Genomic DNA, 14,909 nt, shown 5'->3' with positions numbered 1-14,909 from the left:
TGCGCCGGGGTCTGAGCCCGGCGCCGCCTGGGCTTGCGATCAACAGCCAGTCAGCGCGATCTGACTGGCTGTTTTTTTTGGGGCTGGTATCGCCGCGACACTTCAGGCCCCGCTCCGATGCCCCAAAGCCCATGCTCAGCCTGCACCCTCCGACCTTTGACGATCACGAGGAGTTGCACGACTTCGAGCACGGCAACCGGACCTTCTTCGGGCGCCACATCAACGCCCGGCCCGCGGAGTACTACGCGCCAGGCGGCGTGCGGGCCGCCATCGAAGCGGCCTTGCAGGACGCCGCGCAGGACAAGGCCTACCAGTTTCTGGCGCGGGACGCGGCCGGCCGCCTGGTCGCACGCGTCAACCTGCACCGTGTGCGGCGCGAGCACTTCCATTGCGCTGAACTGGGCTACCGCGTGGCCGAGTCCCAGGGCGGCAAGGGTTACGCAGGGGAAGCCGTTCGCCTGGTGTTGCTGCAGGCCTTCGGCCCGCTGCGCCTGCTGCGCGTCGAAGCCAATAGCAGGCCCGACAACCTGGCCTCCATCGCCGTGCTGCGCCGCAATGGCTTCGCCCAATACGGCCGCTCCAGCCGCAGCTTTGAACTCTCAGGCCAATGGCACGACATCTGCCACTTCGAGCGCCATGCAGACGCCGGGGCCGCTCAAAAGTCGTAGAAGGTATTCACCGTCAACCGCCCCTTGCGCGGGTCGGCACTGATGCTGATGGCCGGATTGATGCAAGCCGTGTGCAGCAAGCTCCCCGGGTAGACCACCAACCGGTTGAAGCGCGCCGGGATCATGCCGAGGAACTCGAATTGCTCGTTCCCTTCGGCGAAATAGCGCAGCGGCGGCGCCTGGCGGTTGATCTCGGCGAAGTACTGGTCCAAAAAGCCCTCGCGGTTCTCGGCCGTGACGCGCTGGATGCCCGTGGCACGGTGGCGGTAGAAGCCGGTGCCACCATGGCGCTCGTCGCACAGGTAGAGCAGCACCGCCATGTGGTGCGGGGTGCTGGCGTCGAAGTGCGGGGTGCGCTGCAGCGGGCCGAGCTGCGCGGCCGGCGTGGTGGTGAGCGAGAAGCTGTCGACGCTGGAGCGGATCGGCAGGTTTTCAGGGACGCCGAAGTTGATCTGGATGAGCGGCTCGGCCAGTTCGCGCAGGGCCTCGGCGTAGGCGGCCGGTGCGGGCGCGCGGATGCCGGGGTAGCCCTTGCCCTCGGCCGCGCCCGGGCAGGGCTCGTACTCCGCTGCGCAGGCGGCCTCCACCAGGGCCTGCGGGTCCTGCAGGAAGTTGTCGATGAAGACCAGCTGGTGCGCGCCGATCTGCACCGACTGGACATCGGGCGGCAGGCGCAGAGGGAAGTCCGTCATCGGATCAAACCTTGAAGTAAATGCGACGTTGATCGAGCAGGCCCACGATCAGCGCCCAGACGACCACGAAGGCGAGCGCAAAGCTTAGCGACGCGGCCTCGGGCCCGGCGGCGCGCTGCAGCCAGCCCAAGCCCGCCGCGTACAGCGGCTGCATCCAGCCCAGACCCTCCAGCAGCACGGTACAGACCCAGGCGCCGGCGTAGGCGGCGATGGCGTTGACGCCGAAGGCGCGGCCCAGCGGCGGCCAGCCCTGCCGGTCCACCAGTTGGTGCAGGGCGGCGAGGGTGAGCGCGGCCTGGCCGGCAGTGAAGAGCACGAAGCTGGGCGTCCAGAGGTTCTTGTTGATGGGCATCAGGCCGGCGGCGTCCAGCGCCCAGCCGGCCAATGCCAGGCCGGCGCCCAGGGCCAGCAGCGTGCGCAGGGCACCCTGGCGCAGGGCCTCGCCGCAGCGCCAGCCCAGCAGGGTGGTGGCCAGCGCGCCCAAGGTGGCCAGCAGGCCCTCGGGGTCGTGGCCGCGGCCGCTGGCGGCGTCCCATTGGTAGGCGTGCGGGCCGAACAGCCAGGCGTCCAGGCGGCTGGCGGGGTTGTGCTCGGGCGCCATGCCGCCCCAGAGCAGCAGCGCGCCATAGCCCAGCAGCAGGGCGGCGATCCAGGCCCATTGGCCGCGCGCGCGCCAGCCGATGACGAGGCTGCCGGCCAATGCAAAGCACAGGCCGATGCGCTGCAGCACGCCGGGCAGGCGCAGCGCGGGCTTGTCCATCAGCCACCAGGCCAGGGCGTGCAGGGCGAGGCCCAGCAGCAGGATGCGCAGGCCGCGCCCCCACACCGTGCGCAACAGCCCGGCGGTCTGGCCGCGCTCGATGCGCGCGCCCAGTGCCAGCGCGAGCGACACACCGACGAGGAAGAGGAAGAAGGGGAAGACGAGATCGGTCGGCGTCCAGCCCTGCCAGGCGGCGTGCTGCAGCGGCGCATAGACATGACCCCAGTCGCCCGGGTTGTTGACCAGCAACATGGCGGCCACGCACAGGCCGCGCAGCGCGTCCACCGAGGCCAGGCGGGAGGAAACAGCGTTCATGCCCAAAAGATACCAATCAAATACCTGCAGACGAACGACAGTTTTGGTATTCGAGTGGAATTAGTGATCGACCGAGCGCCCTTCGTCTACGCTGCGCCCCCATGCGACTGAACCTCTTGCTCGCCCTGCTGCTGCTGGCCCTGCTGCAGGCCTGCGCCACGCGCACGCCGGCGCTGGCCGAGCGCGATGGCCCCGAACTGCAGCCGCCGCCCGACCTGCAGCGCGTGCCCGACGCCGTGCCGCGCATCGAGCCCATCCGCCCCGGTGGGCCGAACAAGCCCTACGAGATCGACGGCGTGCGCTACGTGCCGCTGCTGGAAGACCTGCCCTACGAAGAGGGCGGCCTGGCCAGCTGGTACGGGCGCAAGTTCCACGGCCGCCAGACGGCCAGCGGCGAGACCTACAACATGTACGCCATGACGGCCGCCCACCCGCGCTGGCCGCTGCCCAGCTATGCCCGCGTGCGCAACCCGGCCAACGGGCGCGAGGTGATCGTGCGCGTGAACGACCGCGGGCCCTTCAGCAAGGGCCGGGTGATCGACCTCAGCTACACCGCCGCGCTGAAGCTGGACCTGCTGCGCGGCGTGGCGCCGGTGCAAATCCAGCGCCTGAGCTTCGAGGACATCCGCACCGGGCGCTGGCGCCGGGCGGACGATCCGGCCGAGGACACCCAGCTCGCCCAGGCCAGCCCGGCCACCACGCCCAGCCCGCCGCTGCCCGAGCCCGTGACCGATGTGCGCGCCGCCAGCCCGGGGTTGTGGCTGCAGATCGGCGCTTTCCGCGCCCTGGACGGCGCGGTGGCGCTGAAGCAGCGCGTGACCGACGGCCTGGGCGAATTGGGCCCGCTGCTGACCCTGCTGCGCGACCGCGGCCTGCACCGCGTGCAGCTCGGCCCCTTCGAGACCGAGGCCCAGGCCCAGGACGTGGCCGCGCGCCTGCGCAGCGCGCTCGATCTGCCGGCCCTGCTGCTGCGCCGATGACGCCGCTGCAGACCCGGCATGTCGCCGATCTGCAGGTGCTGGACCCGCAGGGCCGGGGCCAGCCCTGGTGCGCGGCCAGCGCCCTGGTGCTGCTGGGCGAACGCCTGTTCTCGGTGGCCGACGACGAGCTCGGCCTGGCCGGCTTCGAGCTGGCCCGCCCCGCGCAGGCCGGGCGCTGCTGGCCCCTGCTGGCGGCGCCCGCGCTGCCCGAGCAGGCCGCCGCCCGCAAGGCCCGCAAGCCCGATCTGGAGGCGCTGTGCAGCCTGCCCGCCGCCGCGGCCTGGCCGCACGGCGCGCTGCTGGCCCTGGGCTCGGGCTCCACGCCCCAGCGCTGCAACTGGGCCTTGCAGCCCCTGGATGCCGCTGGGCTGCCCACCGGCACCGCCCTGCCCTTCGATACCAGCGCGCTCTATGCCGCGCTGCGCCCTGCGCACCCGCTGCTGAACATCGAGGGCGCCTGCGTGGCCGGCGAGCGCTTCTGGCTGGCCCAGCGCGGCCAACCCGGTGGCCAGCCCAACCGCCTGCTGGGCTGGCCGCTGGCAGCGCTGCTGGATTGGCTGGCCGGGCGCTCGGCCCCCACCCCGCCGGCGCAGGCCCTGGATTGCCCGCTGGGCGCACTCGACGGCGTGCCGCTCGGCCTGACGGATCTGTGCGCCCTGGCCGATGGGCGCCTGCTGTTCAGCGCCGCCGCCGAGGACAGCGACAACCCGGTGGCCGATGGCGCCGTCAGCGGTTCGGTACTGGGCTGCCTGGACCCGGCCGGCGGCCTGCAGCTGCTGGGTCGGCTACCGGGTGCGCTCAAGGTTGAGGGCCTGGCGACGCGGCCCGCAGGCGCGGGCCTGGAGGCTTGGTTGGTCACCGATGCCGACCAGCGCGGCCTGGCCGCGCAATTGCTCCACCTGCGGCTGCCGATCTAGATCCGCTTCCAGCCCGCCACCGCCGGGTGGTGGAAGCCCGACTGCTGGTAGGCGCGCAGCACCGCCCCCTGCGACTGCAGCTGCTGCAGGCCTTTGTCCAGCGCGGCCAGCCAGGCCGCACCTTCCGGGTGGCGGCGCGACACCAGGTAGTGGCGCGTGCCACGCAGCCCGAGCTTGAGGCCGGGGATGGGCACCAGGCGCACGCCGTCCACGTCCAGCGCCAGGTCGGGCGTGGGCTGGAAGGGCGCCAGCACCACGTCGGCACGGCCGGCGGCCAGCATGCGCGGCATAGCCTCCCAGGTGTCGGCATGGGCCAGGCGCTCGATGCCCAGGCCCAGCAGCGTGGCCCAGTCGACGCGCCAGTGGCGGTTGGAGACGAAGCGCAGGCGGCGCAGCTCGTCCAGGCTCTGCATCGCCAGCACGTCGGCGCGCGCGGGCCGGGTATAGAGGCCGGCCACGAACTCGCCGTCCGCCACCATGGTGCGGCTGAACAGGAAGTCCTCGGGCGAGGGCACGTCCTCCTTCCAGTAGGTGGTGCCGCTGCACACGCCCTGGGCCTGGGCCAGTTCGCGCACCAGCCGCGCCACGCTGGGCATGGCCACGCGCTCCGGGCGTTCGGTGATGCCGCCCAGCGCCAGCGCCTGCAGCAGCAGCACCAGCTCGGCCACATCGCGGCGCGCGTGCGGGCCGCCGTACTGCTGCAGCTGCAGCGGGTCGCGGCCGGCCAGGAAGCGCTCGAAGTCCTGGCGCACGTCCACCGGCACCAGCACGCGCTGGGGGCCGTTGGCGGCGATGGCGCCCAGCGGCAGCAGCGCGGCGGCGCTGGCCAAGCAGTGGCGGCGTGTGCAGGGGCTCATGGGGTGCCGAGCAAGTGCAGGTTGACGATGCGCTGGTAGCTGCCATCGGCGCGCAGGGCGGCCAGCGCCTCGTTGAAGCGGTCGCGCAGCGCGGCGTCGCGAAAGCCGACGAACCAATCCAGCCCAGCCTGGCCGGGCACGGGCAGGGAGCGCAGGGTCTCGGGGCGCGGCTGGGCCAGCTGCGGCTCGCTACGCACCAGCTCGCGCAAATGCCAGAGCAGCAGATCGCGGTCGATCACCAGCGCCTCGCAGCGGCCCAGCAGCCACAGTCGCACCTGGTCGCGCTGGTTGCCGAACTCGTGGTACTGGGCAAAGCGGGGCCGGGCGGCGGCGAACTGCGGGCCCAGGCTGGCCTCGGCCAGCTGCCAGGCGCAGACGCGCAGGCCCGCCAAATCAGCCCAGTCGCGCACCGGCGCCTCATGCCCGGGCGGCAGCAGCAGCACATTGCGGTAGCTGAGGAAGGGCGTGGAGAAGTGCAGGCCGGCCTCGCCCTGCTGCACTTCCACCGCCACGTCCACCACGCCCTGGCGCAGCAGGCTGAGCATGCGCTTGTTGGGTGCGTGCTGGATCTCGTAGCGCCAGCCCAGGCGGCGCGCGGCCTCGGCGAACAGGTCCAGCGCGATGCCGCTGCGGCTGCGTTCGTCCACGAAGGGCGGACGCGAGACGCCGAACACCACGCGCAGCGCGGGCGCTGGCGCGGCCGAGAGCGCCGCGGCGGGCAGGGCCAGGATCGGGAACAGGGCTCGGCGCCGCAATGCGCACTCCACCAAAAGAAGGAGGAGCCAGGATAGACCCGGCGGCTGACGCCGGGCTTGTCAGCGCGCTCCGGGAAATACGAAGGCGGCGATGAGCGCCTGCGCAGCCTCCAGATCGGGCACGCGCAGGCCGCGCCCGTCCACCAGCAGGGCCTCGGAAACCGCCATGCCGCGCTGCCTGGCCGAGCCGAAGGTGGCGCCCGCCAGGCCTGCACGCGCACGCACAGTTCGGCACCGCGTGCGCAGAGCGAACGCGCCACGCTGCTGCGGCCCACGAAGCCCAAGCCCGCCACCTCGGGGTGTCAGGTCAGGGCCCCAGGGGGGCCGCGGGCCTCAGTAGTTGAAGCCCAGGCCCAGCGCCAGGGTGGCCGCATCCGCGTCCTCGCTCCTGCCGTTGTCATGGCGCAGCGGCACGCGCTGGTAGTCGGCCTGCAGTTGCAGGCTGAGCACGCGGTTCAGGCGCCACACCAGGCTCATGCCGCCGTAGGGACGCCACTCGCGGCGGCGCTCGCTGTCCGAGCTGGGCCAATAGCCGGCATCGGTCTGGCTGCTGACGCGGCCCAGGCCCAGGCGCGGCACCAGCAGCCATTGCGGCGTCAGCTCGATGTGCTGCGCCACACCGACCTGCCAGGCCTCGACCTCAATGTCGCGGTGGCTGTCGTCGGCACGGCGCTTGTAGTCGAAGTTGGCGAGGCCCTGGCGACCGAACTCGATCGCCCAGCCGCCGCCCACGCGCAGGCCCGCCCCCAGACGGGCCGAGACGCCGCTGCTGCCGCAGGCGGCCTGGCCGCTGCAGTCCGCACTGAGGTGCGCGCGCCCGAAGGCGAGCTGGCCATAGACGCCGGGCTGGTTGCTGACGAGCAGCTGGGCATGGCTGGGCAGGCTGGCCACGGCCAGCGCCAGGGCGGCCAAGGCGCCGCCCCTCTTCTTGAGTTGCATGGGTTCTCCCTGTTGTGCTTTTTTAAGCGGGCGCACTGTAGGCGCCCCGCCTGAAGATTTTCTAAAGCCGGCTCAGCGCGCCAGCTCGCGCTGCGTCAACTGCGCCCAGGCGGCGCTGTCGCGGCGCGCCCGGATGACCGGGTTCAGCGCCGCCAGGGCCTTGGCAAAGGGCTCACCGCGCGGGCACATCAGGTGCGTGCCGTTGCGCGAGAGCTCGGCCAGCTGCTTGACGGGCTCGCGCAGCGCGCGCGACTCGTGGCGCACGCTGTCGCCATCGGTCAGCACCACGTCCACCTTGCCGGATTCGAGCGCCAGGAACAGGCGGTTGCCGAAGGTCAGACGGGTGACCCGCAGCGCCGGGTCCTCCAGGGCGGCGTCCAGCTCCTCGCCATAGCTCCAGCCGCGGTGCAGGCCCACGCGCAGGCCGCGCAGGTCGCTGGCCTGCTGCAGTGCGGGCAGCGGGTTGCGCGCCAGCGCCACGGCCACCACGGTTTCCTCGCGGATCGATTCGCTGAACAGGTAGCGCGCCGCCCGCTCGGCATTGCGGTAGGCACCGCCCACGCAATGCTCGCCGCGCGCCAGGCCTTCCATGGCGCGCGGCCAGGGCATGCCGCTCATGCGCAGCGTCAGCCCGGCCTCCTGCGCGGCCGCGGCGATCAGCGCCGGTTGTACGCCCCGCACCGCCTTGCCCTGGCCCCACATGGCCGGCGGGTTGCCGGCGTCAAAGGCTATGGGCAGGGGTTCGGCGGCCCGTGCCGCGCCGAGGCCGAGCAGCAGGCACAACACGGTCGGGCACAGGTTCCAGCGCATCGCGGCCTCAAGGGATGGAGACCGCGAGTATCGCCAGCGCCCCGGCGCCTCAGCCGCGCGGCCGCGGGTAGGCCTTGACGCGCGGCAAACGTTCGTCCGCCGCCGGCGCGCGCGCCGGCAGCTGCTTGAGCAGCTGCTGCACGGCGGCCTCCAGCTGGGCATCCTGCCCCTGTGCGGTGGCACGCGGCGGGTTCTCCACCTCAAGGTCCGGCACCACGCCCTTGCCCTCGATCAGCACCTGACCGTCCGGGCTCATCTGGGCCATCTCGGCGGCGCGCAGGATGCCGTTGTCCAGCAGGCGGTTGCGGTCGCTCAGCCACACGCCCGCGCCGCTGGTGGTCTTACCGATCAGCGGGCCCAGGCCCAGGCGCTTGAAGCCCTCGGCCACGGTTTCGCCGTCGCTGTAGCTGTTCTCGTTGATCAGCATGGCCAGCTTGCCGGCAAAGCTCTGCTGCATGTTGGCGAAGCGCGGGCCGCCTTCGGGGTGGCGCGGCTGCCAGTAGGCCCAGCTCTTGCGCAGCAGCCTGTCCAGCACCCAGGAATCGATGTTGCCGCCGTTGTTGAAGCGCACGTCCAGCACGATGGCTTCCTTGTCCAGCTGGGCGTAGAACTCGCGGGCGAAGTCGGCAATGTCCTGCCCGCCCATGGCGCGCAGGTGCAGGTAGCCGATGCGGCCGCCCGAGAGCTTGGTCACCGCCTCGGCACGGGTGGTGCGCCAATCCTGGTAGCGCAGCGCCATCTCGCGGCGCGGGTCCACGGCGGTGACGATCAGGCTGCGCGCGCCGCTGCCGTCGGCCTTCTGAATTTCCAGGCGCAGCTGCTTGCCGGCCTGGCCTTCCAGCAGTTCGGCACCCTGCGGCCAGCGCAGCGCCTGGCCGTTGATGGCGGTGATGACCTCGCCCTCGCTCACATGCAGGCCCGGCTGCTGCAGCGGCCCGCGCTCGCTCACCAGCTCGGCTTCGTTGCGGTAGATGCGGGCAATGCGAGCGCCCTTGTCGTGCGGCTCCAGGCGCGCGCCCAGGCCGGCCACGGCCGGGGCCTCTTCGGCCAGCGGGGGCAGGTCGCCATAGCCCACCTGGCTGTGCAGCAGGCTCAGGTCGGAGGCCATCATGCCCATCAGCTCGCCGAGCTCGATGCGGTCGCCCACGCGCGGCAGCAGGGCTTCGTGGCGGGCGCGGCTGGCGTTCCAGTCGATGCCGTGCATCTGCGCGTCGTAGAAGAAGTCGCGCTGCATGCGCCAGGCATCGGCAAACATCTGCCGCCATTCCTGGCGCGGGTTCACGGCGATCTGCCAATCGGCCCAGCGCACGGCGAATTTGCCCGTGTCGGCCGGCGGCTTGGGCGCGGCGTCAAGCAGCAGCAGTTCGGTGGGCTGACCGGGCGCGGCGTCGCGCTGCACCAGCAGCGTCTTGCCGTTGCCGCTGAGCTGGAACTGGCGCACCTTGTCGCTGTGGGTGTCGGGGTTGGCGCCCGGCTCCAGGCTCAGGCTCTTGAGCGCGCCGGCGCCGAAGTCGGACTCGATCCACCACAGGCGCTTGGCTTCAGCCTGCAGGCCGCGGTAGCGGCCGGCGGGCGCGGGCAACTCGTGCAGGCGCTCGGCCAGGCCGGCGCGCTCGATGCGCGGCAGTGCCGGCTTACTTTCCTTCTTGTCGTCCTTCTTCTCGTCTTTCTTGTCATCCGGCTTGGCGGCGGCCTTGTCGTCCTTCTTCCCCTCGGTCTTGGCCGGCGGCGGCAGTTCGTCCTTGGCGGCGAAGGGCGAGCGCAGGCCGCTTTGCAGCGCCAGCGCATAGAGCTTGGTGCCGGGCTCGAAGGCCGGGCCCATATTGCGCTCGGCCCAGACGCTGGATCCCTGCTGCAGCTGGAAATGGCGGCGCGAGGCGAAGTACAGCCATTGGCCATCCGGGCTGAAGGCCGGGCCCGCGCTGTTGTACTTGGCGCTGGTCAGCGCGCGCTTGTCGCCATCGGCCAGGGTGTAGAGCCAGACCTGGCTGCGCGCGCCGCCGCCATCGGGCCGGCGCACATAGGCCAGGGCCTGGGCGTCGGGGTGCCAGGCGAATTCGATGCCGTTGTCGTCCGGCAGCTGGTCGATCTTCTTGGTCTGCGCGCCGCCCTCGGCCTTGAGGTCGGTCAGGTAGAGGGCGCCGGACATGTCGGCATGCACCAAATGGCGGCCATCCGGCGCCACGCTCAGGTCGGTGCGCAACACCTTGGCGCCGCGGGTAATCTGCTTGGGGGCGCTCAGGCCCAGGGCATCGAATTGCCAGACCTCCATCTCGCCGCTCATGTCACAGATGGCGAACACGGACTGGCTGTCGCTGCTGAAGGCGGCCTCGCGGCAGCGTGCGCCCTCGGGCATCTGCAGCACCGCACGGCGCAGGGCCTGCGTGCCCTGCGTGGCCAGGCGGCCGCGCACACCGATGACCGCGCGCTCGCCATTGGGCGCCACCGCCACGTCGGTCAGGAAGTTCTGCGGCTTTTGAATCCAGCGCGCCGTGCTGGCGGGCTGGTCTCCCGCCAGGGTGATGGGCAGCACCGGGGCCTCGGCGCCGGCGGCGTTCAGGTCCACGCGCTGCAGATCGGCGCCACGCGCCAGCACCACGGTGCTGCCGCTCAGCGAGGCCTGGCGCGCATCGAAGTCCTTGAAGCGCGTGTGCTGGCGGGCATCGCGGCCATCGGCAGCCACCGACCAGACGTTGAAGAAGCCGTCACGGTCGCTCAAGAAGGCGATGCGCTCGCGGCCCTGGGCGTCGCGGTAGGGCATGGGGCGGCGGTTGTTGGCGCGCGGAAAGTCCGCGCCCAGCAGCGGGCGGGCCTCGGCGCTGCTGGCCAGGTCCAGCACCCACAGCACGGAGAGGCCACCGCCCCGGTAGTTCTTCGCGTGGTCGCCGCGCAGGCCGTTGCGGGTGAAGAGCAGGCGCTGGCCGTCGAGCGAGAAGGCCGCGTCGCTGGCGTCGCTGACCGGCAGGGCCTGCAGCTGCTCGCCCTTGAGCAGATAGGGCTGGGTCTGCGGCCGACCGTCCTCGGCCGCGGCGGTGATCAGCAGGCCGCCCTTGCCGTCGTGGCCCCACACGCGCACCGAGGGGCTGCCCAGCCAGGTGCGACGCTGCGGCACGCCCCCGTCCAGGCTGAGCGTGTAGACGTCGCCTGCACTTTCGTACTGCGCCACGAAGGCCACCGTCTTGCCGTCCGGCAGGAGCACGGGCGAGATCTCCTGCCCCGCGTGCGAGCTGATGCGCTGCGCCGCGCCACCCGCCAGGCTGCTGCGCCACAAATCGCCCTGGCTGACGAACACCACCGTGTCGCCCTGCACAGCGGGCTGGCGGTAGAAACCTTGCGGGTTGGCCTGGGCCAGGCCGGCGGCAGACAGTGCGGCCAGCAGGGGAAGAAGACGAGACATGGTGCGGTCCGTGAAGTCGGAAATGGGCGCGATTCTGGCGGCGCCCCGTCGGGCGGGTCGTCCGTCACAGCGGGTTGACCCGGAGGCGAGGCCGGCTCGGACCGCGATGCCCACAATGGCGGCATGCGTGACCTTGACCGATCCCCCCGTTCACGGCCGTCCGGGTGCTGGCCCTGCGTCCGCTGGTTGGGGGCCCTGCTGATGGCCGCGTGCTCGCCCCTCTGGGCCGCCGAGCCGGACGCCGATGAGCCAGAAGACTTTCCCTTCCCGACCTTGCAGCAGGAGCTTCGGAACGCCCTCTCAAGCTGTGCCGATCCGTACACCTGGCCCGTGGTGCAACGTCCGGCTCCCAGCCAGACGCGTGAACGAAGGCTCTGGGACGCCCGCAAGTCCTACACACCCCTGCATTGGGAGTTCAACGCAAGCGCGCAGGGGCTCTGCGCGCGCCCGCTCACGCACCCGCTTGAAACCCCGCTTCCCTTTGCACCGCCTGACGGTACCGCCGCCGTCACCAGCACCACGGCCACACTGAAGGTGGCCGACGGCTGGCTCTACGGGCGCTTGATGCACTACTTTGGCGGCGGGCTCTACTGGGCCGATGCGCAGGGTGGCCAGACGCGGCGCCTCGTCGATGAACCCGCACTCGGTCTGCTGCACCAACCCCAGGGTGGCGTGCTGGCGCTGACCGGCTTCGCCCATCTGGGAAGCGGCGAAGGAGGGCTGTGGAAGCTCCACAAGGCTGACGCTGGCTGGCAGGTCGAGCGCCTGATCCGCTGGCCCGAGCGGCCCTGCGCATGGACACAGGCGCGCGACGGCACGCTCTTTGTCTCCTTCCCCACCCGGCTCGTGGTGGGCCCTCCGCAGGGCCCGTTTCGCATGCTGTGGGAAGGCGATGAGGGCATGGGCTGTCGCCTCCGGCAATTGCATCTGGACGAAGGTCGTCAAACGCTTTGGTGGAGCGCGGGGCCCTATGTGGGCGCACTGGACCTGCAGAACCTGGCGCTGCGCCACCACCTTCGCTCGGTGGCGCTGCTGCAGGCCTACAGCCCCGCCTGGGAGCGCGCCGTGCTGCGCGAAGCCCACAATCCGGCGCATGAGCACCACCCCTAAGCAGCCCGCCCCCCCCATCGACCTCGACCACCTGCAAGACCTGCTGGACGCCGTGCCAGCCCCGCTGGAGCCGCTGGACGTCGCGATGCTCGACGGCTACCTCACCGCCATCGCCCTGCAGCCCAAGGCGCCGGCGCCGGGCGAGTGGCTGCGCTGGGTGCTGGACAGCGAGGAAGGCCGCTCACCCCCCGCCGGCTTTGACGCCGAACCGATTCGCGCCCTGGCCATGCGCCGACTGCAGCAGCTCGACACCGCCATCCGCGGCCGCCAATGGTGGGACCCCTGGGTGTTTGCCCCGGCCGATGAGGACGGCGAGGACGCCGACCCCGAGGACTGGGAAACCGTGCTGGCCGCCGTCTACCCCTGGGTGGCCGGCTTCGCGCTCGGCGCCGACAGCTTCCCGCGCGGCCTGATGGGCTGCAAGGAGGCCGATCTGCTCGAAGGCCTGGCCGGCATCTACCAGTTCCTCGACCCCGAAGACCTGGAGGATGCCGACGAGTTGCTCGAAGCGATCGAAGGCATCGAGCCGGCCGCCAATCTGGAAGAGGCGATCGAGCACCTGGTGGCGCACAGCCTGTTGCTCGCGGATGTGAGCCGCCCGCAGAAGGCCGCCGCCGCGCCCCGGCCGGGTGGCCATGGGGGCGCGCGCAAGCCCCCGCGCCGCCCGCCACCGCGGGGCGGTGGTTACTCGCGCTGAGCGCCGCCTACTGGCCGAAGTGCATCTGGTAGCGCGCCCCGTCTGAGAACAGACAGGCGCCCACCCCCTGGTTGACGCCGGTGAGGATGTATTCGCACTGGGCGTTCACGCCGGTGCCAGCGGCATTGGCAATGCCGCGCCGGCCGCTGCTGCGCTGTGCGGCCTCGCCAAAGTGCTGGCTGAGCAGGGCCCCAAAGCCCGGGTAGTCGGGCGTCACGCGCGTGGCCTCGCCCTGCAGATTGCGGCCCTGGTAGGCGATGCTGAAGCTGCCCTTGCCGTTCTGGTTGTCCATCACCACGGCGCTCAAGGGGCCGGCGCCGGTGGCCTCGGCATTCAAGGGGTAGAGGCGCACCTGCAGCACCTGCGGACCCAGCGGCGTGGCCTGCAGCATCACGGCCGGTGCGGGCGCCGGTTGGCGCAGGTGGTGGGGCTCCAGCGGCACCACCATGCAGGCGCTCAGGCTGGTGATCAAGGCGGTGGATGCCAGCCACGCGCGGCGGCGTGGCATTCGGAACGGGGCAGTCAAGGGGCGAGCGTTCATGCGTCACCTGATGGGTTCGCGGCACATGCCGCGGCGCGCATGCTGCAAAGCCCGCCCGCGTTTGACCAGCGCGCCTGCCAAGGTATTGCGGCATGCACCCGGCGGGCGCATGCCGCGCGCCGGGTTCAGCTGCCGAACACCCGCCGCGCATGAATACCCAGACCCTGCGCCACCGAGGCCAACGGGTCGCCCTGCACGCGCTGCGCCTGCGGGAAGGGCGCGGCAATTGCCTCCACCAGATGGACCAGGCCGGTAGAGCCGCCGGTGAAGTAGAGCGCGTCGACCGCCGCCAGGCCGGCGCGGTGCACGGTCTCCTGTGCGGCGGCAGCGATCGCGGCCACGTCCTCCGCCAGGGCTGCCTGGGATTCACGTCGCAACATGGGCCAGTGCAGACCGGTCTCGATGAGGCCGAGGTCGAAGTCGTGCTGGTCTTCGGGCGCGCGCCGGCCATCCGAGCCGCTCAGGTCGATCTTGCCCTGCTCGGCCAGGTCCGCCAGGTGGTGGCCCAGGTGGTCTTCCAGCACCGTCATCAGGCGGCGGTGCTCGGCGGGGTCGGCATAGTCGGCCTTGCGCAAGCGCATCTCGGCCACCACGGCGGGCGTGTAGCAGGTGTTGATGAGGTGCCAGGTGGCGAGGTCGAAGGTGATGCCAGTGGGCACCTCGCGCGGCGGGCCATCGGCGCGCGACGGCCCCAGGCTGCCATGGCCGAGCGCGCGCATCGGGCCGGCCAGGGCGATGCGGCGGTCGAAGTCCGTGCCGGCGATGTGGATGCCGTGGTGGGCCAGGATGTCCTCGCGGCGGTCCTCGCGCAGCATGCGCGCGGGGCCCACGCGCACCACGGAAAAGTCCGAGGTGCCGCCGCCGATGTCGGCCACCAGCACGGTCTGCTCGCGCGTGGCCTGGCGCTCGTAATCGAAGGCCGCCGCAATCGGCTCGAACTGGAAGGCCAGTTCGGTGAATCCCACCGCGCGCGCACAGGCTTCCAGCGCGGCCTGGGCCTGGGCGTCGCGCGCGGCGTCGTCGTCCACAAAGTACACGGGGCGGCCCAGCACGGCATGCGTCAGCGCACGGCCGCCTTGCTGGGCTTCGGCCACGCGCTTGAGCCGCTTCAGGTAGCCGGACACCACGTCGGCGTACTTCACCGAGCGGCCACCGCCCACATCGGTGTGGCGCTCCAGCAGGTCGCTGCCGAGGATGGATTTCATCGAGCGCATCAGGCGCCCGTCGTGCCCGTCCACGTACGCCGCCAGCGCGGCACGGCCGAAGGCGCGCGGCGGGCCATCGGCATCGTGCGCGCCTTCAGCGTAGTAGTAGACGGCCGTGGGCATGGTGCGCGCCGCACCTTCCAGCGGCACCAGGGCCATCGCATCACCTTGGGGAAGGGCGACGGCGGAATTGGAGGTGCCGAAGTCGATGGCGCAGAACGAAGGAATGGCCATGACCGGGCTCCAGCTTTCAAAAAGGGGCGGGA

Annotated in this window: 15 protein-coding genes; 5 read left to right on the top strand and 10 right to left on the bottom strand. The window is 71.6% G+C overall.

Translation table 11 applies throughout. The annotated features are described in order from the left end of the window. Nucleotides 1-131: 131 nt before the first annotated feature. Nucleotides 132-668 (top strand): GNAT family N-acetyltransferase, encoded by a 537-nt coding sequence (locus ACE3QP_RS01580; protein ID WP_374433028.1) that lies wholly within the window; start codon nt 132-134, stop codon nt 666-668. Here ACE3QP_RS01580 and ACE3QP_RS01575 read toward each other — a convergent pair. Continuing rightward, complete coding sequence (locus tag ACE3QP_RS01575; RefSeq protein WP_374433026.1) at nt 656-1,360, bottom strand: DUF6445 family protein; 705 nt, start codon at nt 1,358-1,360, stop codon at nt 656-658. The genes ACE3QP_RS01580 and ACE3QP_RS01575 overlap by 13 nt on opposite strands. A 4-nt stretch (nt 1,361-1,364) precedes the next feature. Then, nucleotides 1,365-2,435 (bottom strand): acyltransferase family protein, encoded by a 1,071-nt coding sequence (locus ACE3QP_RS01570; RefSeq protein ID WP_374433024.1) that lies wholly within the window; start codon nt 2,433-2,435, stop codon nt 1,365-1,367. Between the two features lie 101 nt (nt 2,436-2,536). Here ACE3QP_RS01570 and ACE3QP_RS01565 point away from each other — a divergent pair, with 101 nt between their 5' ends. Both ACE3QP_RS01565 and ACE3QP_RS01560 read left to right on the top strand, forming a co-directional pair. After that, on the top strand, nt 2,537-3,415 hold the full coding sequence (locus ACE3QP_RS01565; RefSeq protein ID WP_374433023.1) for a septal ring lytic transglycosylase RlpA family protein: 879 nt from the start codon (nt 2,537-2,539) through the stop codon (nt 3,413-3,415). Continuing rightward, on the top strand, nt 3,412-4,332 hold the full coding sequence (locus tag ACE3QP_RS01560) for a hypothetical protein (RefSeq protein ID WP_374433021.1): 921 nt from the start codon (nt 3,412-3,414) through the stop codon (nt 4,330-4,332). Before ACE3QP_RS01565 ends, ACE3QP_RS01560 begins: the two co-directional genes overlap by 4 nt. Here the strand turns inward: ACE3QP_RS01560 and ACE3QP_RS01555 are convergent. From ACE3QP_RS01555 to ACE3QP_RS01530, 6 genes are all read right to left on the bottom strand, one after another. Beyond that, nucleotides 4,329-5,189, bottom strand: coding sequence for a hypothetical protein (locus ACE3QP_RS01555; RefSeq protein ID WP_374433019.1), 861 nt, complete (start codon nt 5,187-5,189; stop codon nt 4,329-4,331). The two genes, ACE3QP_RS01560 and ACE3QP_RS01555, sit on opposite strands and share 4 nt — an antisense overlap. Continuing rightward, a complete protein-coding gene (locus ACE3QP_RS01550; protein ID WP_374433017.1) occupies nt 5,186-5,944 on the bottom strand; it encodes a substrate-binding periplasmic protein in 759 nt (252 codons plus the stop codon). The genes ACE3QP_RS01555 and ACE3QP_RS01550 overlap by 4 nt, the downstream gene beginning before the upstream one ends. A 60-nt stretch (nt 5,945-6,004) precedes the next feature. Beyond that, the gene (locus tag ACE3QP_RS01545) at nt 6,005-6,169 is read right to left on the bottom strand and encodes a hypothetical protein (RefSeq protein ID WP_374433015.1); all 165 of its coding nucleotides are present in this window, start codon (nt 6,167-6,169) and stop codon (nt 6,005-6,007) included. Between the two features lie 108 nt (nt 6,170-6,277). After that, complete coding sequence (locus ACE3QP_RS01540; RefSeq protein WP_374433014.1) at nt 6,278-6,883, bottom strand: outer membrane beta-barrel protein; 606 nt, start codon at nt 6,881-6,883, stop codon at nt 6,278-6,280. A gap of 72 nt (nt 6,884-6,955) precedes the next feature. Next, nucleotides 6,956-7,693, bottom strand: a complete 738-nt coding sequence (locus ACE3QP_RS01535; protein ID WP_374433012.1) for a substrate-binding periplasmic protein — start codon at nt 7,691-7,693, stop codon at nt 6,956-6,958. Nucleotides 7,694-7,742: 49 nt separating this feature from the next. After that, entirely contained in the window at nt 7,743-11,090 is a 3,348-nt protein-coding gene (locus tag ACE3QP_RS01530; protein ID WP_374433010.1) for a S41 family peptidase, read from the bottom strand. A gap of 333 nt (nt 11,091-11,423) precedes the next feature. Between ACE3QP_RS01530 and ACE3QP_RS01525 the strand changes: the two genes are divergently transcribed. Together ACE3QP_RS01525 and ACE3QP_RS01520 are read left to right on the top strand one after the other, a co-directional pair. Next, nucleotides 11,424-12,200: a hypothetical protein gene (locus ACE3QP_RS01525; RefSeq protein ID WP_374433008.1), complete on the top strand. Its 777-nt coding sequence runs from the start codon at nt 11,424-11,426 to the stop codon at nt 12,198-12,200. After that, the gene (locus tag ACE3QP_RS01520) at nt 12,184-12,897 is read left to right on the top strand and encodes a YecA family protein (protein WP_374433007.1); all 714 of its coding nucleotides are present in this window, start codon (nt 12,184-12,186) and stop codon (nt 12,895-12,897) included. Before ACE3QP_RS01525 ends, ACE3QP_RS01520 begins: the two co-directional genes overlap by 17 nt. Nucleotides 12,898-12,904: 7 nt before the next feature. Here ACE3QP_RS01520 and ACE3QP_RS01515 read toward each other — a convergent pair whose 3' ends face one another. Next, nucleotides 12,905-13,405, bottom strand: coding sequence for a hypothetical protein (locus ACE3QP_RS01515; protein WP_374433004.1), 501 nt, complete (start codon nt 13,403-13,405; stop codon nt 12,905-12,907). A 158-nt stretch (nt 13,406-13,563) separates the two neighbouring features. Next, nucleotides 13,564-14,877 (bottom strand): Hsp70 family protein, encoded by a 1,314-nt coding sequence (locus ACE3QP_RS01510; protein WP_374433002.1) that lies wholly within the window; start codon nt 14,875-14,877, stop codon nt 13,564-13,566. Nucleotides 14,878-14,909 lie beyond the last annotated feature (32 nt).

This window comes from Inhella sp. (assembly GCF_041912635.1).
Taxonomy (GTDB): domain Bacteria; phylum Pseudomonadota; class Gammaproteobacteria; order Burkholderiales; family Burkholderiaceae_C; genus Inhella.
The sequence above is the reverse complement of the archived record's forward strand: the minus strand, read 5'-3'. Positions and strand labels throughout refer to the sequence as shown.